The organism is Paenibacillus sp. 3LSP (assembly GCF_032465655.1).
Taxonomy (GTDB): domain Bacteria; phylum Bacillota; class Bacilli; order Paenibacillales; family Paenibacillaceae; genus Fontibacillus; species Fontibacillus barengoltzii.
The window spans coordinates 1-6,159 of the sequence record NZ_JAWDJI010000043.1; the positions used below are offsets into that span (position 1 = coordinate 1).

At 52.2% G+C, this 6,159-nt stretch carries 4 protein-coding genes and 1 riboswitch; of the genes, 1 reads left to right on the forward strand and 3 read right to left on the reverse strand.

What is annotated here, in order from left to right; all coding sequences use genetic code 11:
* Positions 1-837 precede the first annotated feature (837 nt).
* The gene (locus tag RW092_RS02245; RefSeq protein WP_164744207.1) at positions 838-1,797 is read right to left on the reverse strand and encodes an AraC family transcriptional regulator; all 960 of its coding nucleotides are present in this window, start codon (positions 1,795-1,797) and stop codon (positions 838-840) included.
* Between the two features lie 143 nt (positions 1,798-1,940).
* Here RW092_RS02245 and RW092_RS02250 point away from each other — a divergent pair, with 143 nt between their 5' ends.
* On the forward strand, positions 1,941-5,078 hold the full coding sequence (locus RW092_RS02250; protein ID WP_316009400.1) for an alpha-mannosidase: 3,138 nt from the start codon (positions 1,941-1,943) through the stop codon (positions 5,076-5,078).
* A gap of 24 nt (positions 5,079-5,102) precedes the next feature.
* On the opposite strand, the gene RW092_RS02255 is transcribed toward RW092_RS02250, so the two are convergent.
* Both RW092_RS02255 and RW092_RS02260 read right to left on the reverse strand, forming a co-directional pair.
* The gene (locus tag RW092_RS02255) at positions 5,103-5,225 is read right to left on the reverse strand and encodes a hypothetical protein (protein ID WP_254899719.1); all 123 of its coding nucleotides are present in this window, start codon (positions 5,223-5,225) and stop codon (positions 5,103-5,105) included.
* A gap of 113 nt (positions 5,226-5,338) precedes the next feature.
* Positions 5,339-5,641: a hypothetical protein gene (locus tag RW092_RS02260; protein WP_316009401.1), complete on the reverse strand. Its 303-nt coding sequence runs from the start codon at positions 5,639-5,641 to the stop codon at positions 5,339-5,341.
* A 232-nt stretch (positions 5,642-5,873) separates the two neighbouring features.
* Positions 5,874-5,977: riboswitch (TPP riboswitch) on the forward strand.
* Positions 5,978-6,159: the final 182 nt, after the last annotated feature.

A 6,159-nucleotide genomic window follows, 5' to 3' on the forward strand; every position in this document is an offset into this window, starting at 1 on the left:
CAACCAAGATTAACAATTAATTGAATACCATGTCACTTTAGATGCAAGGCTAGTGGGGATCAGCGGAATTGTACATGAAAATTCGAGTATAATGGGCCGAATCCGCCAGTATCAGCTGAAATGTACATGAAATTTCGTGTTTATTGAGGCGTCAGAAGGGGAGAAGGGGCAAATGTGCATGAAATTTCGAGTACAATGGGTCGAAATTGCCGGTATCGGCTAAAATGTATATGAAATTTCGAGTACATTTCGGATGTTTGGGCCATCGCGGCAAAAATGTATGCGAAAAATCAAGTACATTGCATTCGCATCCAAGAGGGGGCGCTTTTCTAAGTTACCTCCCCACCATACTTAGTCACCTTTAACGAGTTCCAAGACAAGTTAATCCAACTCCAATACAAATTAAACTCCCCAAACACGTTATCAAGTCCAGTTTCTTGCTCAGAATCCTTGATTACCGCAATAAAAATCCAGTTACTTTGCCCGTGTCTATAGTAAGTTATTTCCCCTCTAGTACTCTCACCGAACCTTCAACTCCGTCCCAGGACAAGTTACTCAGCACCATCACAGGTTACTTCTTAACGTCTTACGAATCGGTCGCCAGACAACAAAATGACGTGCCGTATTCAAAAAAACATACTTTACACCTTTCGGCTCAACTGGGGGAATATTATAACAACAAATGGTACTAGTCGGTTCTCCACCACCAGTTCTGTTCTCAACTGTCAGCTCTGTTCTCCATCGCCAGTTCGGTTCTTCTCCATCAGTTACTTCACCGTGATCAGGCTTACCGCAGTATTGATTAGGACAAGATTTGGCTCACTAACTTCTCTCGCGTTAGCTCGATCGGTTGATTTGCTGCTTGCGATAGGCAAGCGGGCTGACGCCGTATTTCTTCTTAAACGCCTTGCTGAAGTAGTAAATGTCAGGGAAACCGGCTTGCTCGGCGACTTCTTTTATCAGCAAGGAGGGCTGCTGCAGCAACTCACAGGCTTTGGCCAGCCGGATTCGGTTCATTTCTTCGATGAGGGTTCGACCGGTTTTTTGCTTGTAGACGCGGGATAGATGGCCGTAGCTCATATGGAGGGATGCGGCTAATGCCTCTACATTCAAACGTTCCCCGCGAAAATCCTCCAGGTATACCTCCACCTTACGAAGCAAAGCGTCCCGGGCTTGTGCAGGCTCGGAGGCAAACACACTAGCCTCATGTATAGCGGTTACCCCGGACAAGACCTCCAGCAGTTGAACGAGCAGCAACCGGAGATAAAAAGGTGACCGCCCCTTTTCCGCCTCGGTAAACAACTGGATGAGCAGCGACCGAATGCCGTAATCGTCTCGGTAAGCTCCGGGAGGCCAATCCTTTAACCGGTTCAACCGCCGGAAGAAGCTGTCGTTTTCCGGTTTTGCCGCTTTATTTTGAGCCCAATTGTTTGCCGTCTCTCCTGCAGTTTCTTCGTCCAACGTACCTGCCATTGTCCGGAACCGCCAGCGCAAGCAAATGCCTTCATGCGGATCTTCCCGAGAGTAATCGTGCGCATGGGTCATCCCCGGCGGGATCAAAAAAAATTCATCCGCATACACCATCACATCCTGATCAATAAATCGGGTTTGCATACGGCCGGACAGGACGTAGTTGAATTCATACCAAGTATGGGCGTGGGGAGGGCATTTGCCGGAACCGCCGGTTTGTTCTATCACGATATCGACCCAGTCCACTACAGCATCGCCAACCGCGATTTCACCACAAATTTTGTTCAATTGAGGCGCCAGTTCGTTGCGCCATTTCCTCAGATCCATGAGCTGCTGCTCCTTTGTTTGATTTGACTTCATCATATCATAATAGGACAAAAATTGATGAGGATAAGTAATTTACTTCGCCTTAGCAGAACCGGAAAATGAGGGGGAAGGCTAACTCATATTTATGGGAGGTACCCGATACGATGTTCTGGACGGAGGAGAAATTAAACGCACGGATTCGCGAGCTGGAGGGGTATCGATACCGCGATGCCCGCCCGATTGAGGCGTTTCGCGCGCAAGTGGATGAGGAAGGGCGCATCGGCGCCAGACCGCCCAAAGAGGGGCCATGGTCCACGATGCAGACAGGAGAACGCTGGGAAGGCCGCGATCTTTATTTATGGCTGGAGACGGACGTCGAGCTTCCGGCCGAATGGAAAGGACGTAAAATCGTTGGCGTGTTCGACTTCGGCAAAACGGGAGGCGGTAACAACTCCGGGTTTGAATCGCTCTTATATATCAATGGTGAACCGTTCCAAGGCGTGGATATGAATCACCAGGAGGTGTTTTTCCCGGAAGAAGCTTCCGGGACGAAGGTGAAGCTGCAGTTCCGCCTATGGTCCGGATTGGAAGGCGGCGGGAAGCCGCAAATCCAGGAACACCGAATCAAGCGGGCAGAGATTGCGTGGCTGGACGGAACGGTGGACCGTTTGTACTATACCGCGCGCGCGGTCATGCAGACGGTGGAGGTCCTGCCGGCAAATGCGCCAGAGCGAACGGATTTGTTGACGGCGCTGGACTGCGCTTTCCTGCGGATCGATTGGTCCTATCCGGGATCGGAGGCGTTTTATGCCTCGCTGACGGAAGCGGAGGAGCAATTAACCCAGGCGGTGGCAGGAATGAAGAAAACGTCGCCGGTGACGGTGCAATGCATCGGGCATACGCATATTGATGTCGCCTGGTTATGGCGGCTGAAGCATACGAGGGAAAAAGCAGCCCGCAGCTTCAGTACCGTATTGCGCTTGATGGAGATGTTCCCAGAGTACGTGTTCCTGCAAACACAGCCGCAGCTCTACGAATATCTGAAACAGGATTACCCGGAGCTCTATGAACAGATCAAGGAGCGAGTCAAAGAAGGACGCTGGGAAGCCGCCGGCGGCATGTGGCTGGAGGCCGACTGCAACTTGACAAGCGGAGAATCGCTGGTGCGGCAGCTGCTATATGGGACGCGGTTTTTACGTGAGGAATTTGGTCAAGAATGCACCTATTTGTGGCTGCCAGACGTATTCGGCTACAGCTGGGCCTTGCCGCAAATTTTGCGCAAGTCGGGCATTGACACGTTTATGACCACCAAAATTAGCTGGAATCAATACAACCGTATGCCGCATGATACGTTTTGGTGGCGCGGCATTGATGGCAGCGAGGTGTTGACCCATTTTATCACCACGCCCCAGGACGGCAATTTCTGGTGGTACACCTATAACGGGCAGATTGAGGCCTCCAGCGTGCAGGGCATCTGGGAGTCCTACCGCGATAAAGAGGTGAACAAGGAGCTCCTGCTCTCATACGGTTACGGCGATGGCGGCGGGGGTGTAAACCGCGAACACCTGGAGCTGCGTCGGCGTCTCGACGAGATGCCGGGTCTGCCGCGTGTGACGACCGGAAGAGCGGATGATTATTTTGCGAAGCTGCATGAGACGGTGGAGTCGGCGGACCGTTACGTCCATACGTGGGACGGCGAATTGTACCTGGAGTACCACCGGGGAACTTATACCAGCCAGGCGTACAATAAGAAAATGAACCGGAAGCTGGAACTGCTGTCCCGGGATACCGAATGGTTGCTTAGCTTGCAGGCGTTGCTTGCGGGCGGCGGAAAGTGGGACACTTATCCGAAAGCCAAGCTGGATGAAAGCTGGAAAACGATCCTGCGCAATCAATTCCACGACATTATTCCGGGCTCGTCCATTCCGGAAGTATACCGGGACTCCAAGGAGGAGTATGCCGAAGCCCAATCGCTGCTAGAGTCGTGCCGGGAACAGGCCATTCAAGCTTTGACGAGCGATGCGGGGGATACATATACCGTGTGGAACCCGTCTTCTTGGCCGTTTACCGGTCTGGTTGCCTTGGAAGATCAAGACACAGACAAGGCAACACAGTGGATCCAAGCGGAGGGGCAAGTGCTGCAATCCGAATTCGACGGGACGACGGTGTGGGTACGCGTGGAGAACGTGCCGCCGCTAGGTTTTGTCACGATTCAACGCAAGAAGGAGGTACAAGCGGATCACGTTGCCGCGGTGACAAGTGAACCGTTTAAAGTTCGGCCAAACGGGATCGAAACGCCGATTTATCGCATCGAGTGGAACGACCGCGGGCAGCTGATCTCAATCTTCGACCGCATCGCCGACCGTGAGGTGCTGGCATCCGGTGAACGAGGCAATGTGCTGCAGGTGTTTGAGGATAAGCCTAAAATGTTTGAGGCTTGGGACATCGATGTATTCTACCAAGAGAAGCAGCGCGAGGTCGAGCAGCTTCAGGAATGCAAGGTGGATACCGGTTCGCTGCGGGCTGTCGTTCATTTCACTTGGACGTACATGAGCTCAACGATTCGCCAGCAGATGATTCTGTATGCCGACAATCGGCGAATCGATTTCCGCACTTGGGTGGATTGGCAGGAACGTCAGCAGCTGCTCAAGGTTGCTTTCCCCGTGGATATCCGAGCGACGGAAGCGACCTACGACATTCAGTTTGGCAACGTGAAGCGTCCAACGCATTGGAACACGTCGTGGGATTTCGCTCGCTTCGAAACCGTGGGGCATCAATGGGTGGATTTGTCAGAGCGCGGCTATGGGGTTAGTCTGCTGAATGATTGCAAGTACGGGCATGACATTAAGGATCATGTAATCCGCCTGTCGCTGCTGAAGTCGGCAACGTACCCAGACCCGCAGGCAGATCGCGGCGAGCATGAATTTACGTATGCGCTGTATCCGCATGAGGGGGATTGGTCCGAAGGCGGTACCGTGCAAGCGGCAGCGCTCCTGAATCAGCCGGTATACGCGACGCCGGGTGCAGTGCCTGCGTCGTCGTTCTCCCTGCTTCAAACAAGCGGCAGCGTGGACGTCGTGATCGATGCGGTGAAAAAAGCGGAAGACGACGATAGCGTAATCGTCCGTTTCCATGAATATAAGGGCGGCCGGGGCCGCGTCCGGTTACACGTCGGAGTGCCCGTTAAGTCTTGGCAGGAAACCGACCTGATGGAACGTCCTGTCGGTGAGTTTTCCGCAGATGCGATAGATCTGACCGTAACGCCTTATGAAATCAAGACGGTTCGTCTTCAGTTGAAATAAAAAATGAGCGACACGGGCGCCTCCTCAATTATCGGAAGTGGGGGCGCCTGTTAGCGTTTCAATATTGTTGGAACCATAGAAAAATAAGACCACCAGAATAATGATCACAATTAATTCGGAAAAACCTTCGCCGTCAAATTGACCCATGTGGCAAACCCCCATAATTAAAATATAAAGATCAAAGCGCACAATTTCCTTTTGTGTCGGCTGACAAAGAACTAGCACTGGAGCGTCTTCGGTTTACGAACGCCGGACCCACATTAGGAGGAACCGTTCGCTTTTTTCTTCATGGCATTAATGATGTCATTGATGGTGAGATCCCCATTTTCATTGAGGAAATTCAGCAGTTTGTCGGCGTTCGCGTCGCTGCTGATCGTTTTGTACTCGTCAACCAAGGAGACGAACATGGTCGCGTTACGGTATAACTGGACGGAATCCACGCGAAGTTTGCCGGAGAGCAGCAACGCAGCTACGGTGTATTCCGGGGTTTTGGGCCGGAATCCGCCTTTTTTGCCGTTTTTCTTGCTGGAAGACGAGGACTTGTTCTTTCCGGCTGAGTTCATGGCTTTACCTTCCTTAACTTGATGGAGTCCAGTTAATTGTCACGGGGAACAATTCAAACGAACTGATCCTGAACCGATCCTACCTCGATTCCTAGGAATCCCCTGTTATTTATGCTATGCAACCGAACGGGGTTGGTGTAGACGGGAGACGCAAACGATCCACCGATTCGACCTTCTGGACGGGATTGACAATCCAGGCAGAGACCGGTAGAGTAATAATTGAATTGCATAGGAAATCCACTAGGGGCGCCGTCATCGGCTGAGACAAGAGATCATCTTGGACCCTTTGAACCTGATCTAGTTCATACTAGCGTAGGAAAGTGGAGCCGGCCCCAAGTGACATGCGCTTAGGCTGCCATGAGTATATTGGTATGCCTAGGGTTCATCCAGCCGCTCCCTCTACGGAGCGGCTTTTTTGCATGGCGTGCCCAGCTAAGCACGCATCTTCTAGCCGGTGAAAGTTCGGTCGCGGGAAGGGCCAAGCCCCCGCGTAGCTAGGATACCTACGTATGGCGAAA